The sequence below is a fragment of the Streptomyces durbertensis genome, from assembly GCF_014156695.1.
Lineage (GTDB): Bacteria > Actinomycetota > Actinomycetes > Streptomycetales > Streptomycetaceae > Streptomyces > Streptomyces durbertensis.
This window is the reverse complement of sequence record NZ_WMLF01000835.1, coordinates 1-1,036: the sequence shown is the minus strand read 5'-3', so window position 1 is coordinate 1,036 and position 1,036 is coordinate 1. Positions and strand designations below refer to the sequence as shown.

Sequence of the window (1,036 nt, the reverse complement as noted above, 5' to 3'; positions counted from 1 at the left end):
GCCCGCACGTCAGTCCCGGTCGCCGGCGGCGCCGGACTCGACGCGCTTCTTCAGCCCGTCCAGCGCGCGGTCGATGATGACCTTCTCCGCCTTGCGCTTGATCATGCCGAGCATCGGGATCTTGACGTCGACGGTGAGCTGGTAGGTGACCTCGGTGCGGGTGCCGCCGTCGACCGGGGCGAGCGTGTAGGAGCCGTCGAGCGCGCGGAGCATCTGCGACTTCACCAGCGACCAGCGGACCTCGCGGTCACCGGGCCACTCGTAGGCGAGGGTGTGCTCGTCCTTGATCGCACCCGCGTCCAGCAGGAGCCGCACCTGCTCGGCGCGGCCGGCGTCGTCGGTGGCCAGGATCTCGGCCTCCTTCACCTCCCCGGTCCACTCCGGGTAGCGCCCGAAGTCGGAGATCACGGCCATGACCTCGGCCGGGGCCGCGTCGATGGTGATGCTCGACCTGGTGTGTTCCGCCATCGCTCATGGCTCCTTCAGGAAACAGGAAAACCGAAAACCCGTGTGCCGCTGCCGACCCGTCGTGTGACGCCCGCCGCGAGGCCGTTCGCCGGGCGGCGGGACGTGTCGGGGCGGACGCGCGCTGCCGGCGGAGCCGCCGGTGGTCGCGGGGGAAGGCTACCGCGCGGCGGGCTACCGGCGGTCACCACTCCAGGGCGAAAGGCCTGCCGCCGGACATGAAGTGGCCGACGTTCACGCACTCCGTGGCGCCGATCCGCATCCGCCGGACCAGCGGCTGGTGGACGTGGCCGAAGAAGGCGTAGCGGGGCCGCACCCGGTGGATCATCTCCAGCAGCGCCCGGCTGCCGCGTTCGAAGCGGCGGGCGACGGTGTCGTAGCACAGCTCCGGCACCTCGGGCGGGATGTGCGAGCAGAGCACGTCGACCTCGCCGAGGGCGTCCACCTTGGCGGCGTACTCGTCCTCGTCGATCTCGTAGGGGGTGTTCATCGGGGTGCGCAGGCCGCCGCCGACGAAGCCCACCCGCAGCCCGCCTATCTCGGTCGTCCGCCCGTCCAGGACGGTGAGGCC

At 71.5% G+C, this 1,036-nt stretch carries 2 protein-coding genes; both read right to left on the bottom strand.

Annotation, left to right across the window (positions count from 1 at the left end; translation table 11 throughout):
* Positions 1 to 9: 9 nt before the first annotated feature.
* The gene (locus GL263_RS27170) at positions 10 to 468 is read right to left on the bottom strand and encodes an SRPBCC family protein (RefSeq protein WP_182858381.1); all 459 of its coding nucleotides are present in this window, start codon (positions 466 to 468) and stop codon (positions 10 to 12) included.
* Positions 469 to 649: 181 nt separating this feature from the next.
* Positions 650 to 1,036, bottom strand: a 387-nt coding sequence (locus GL263_RS27165) for a metallophosphoesterase family protein (protein WP_438948014.1), incomplete at its 5' end; no start/stop codon positions are given.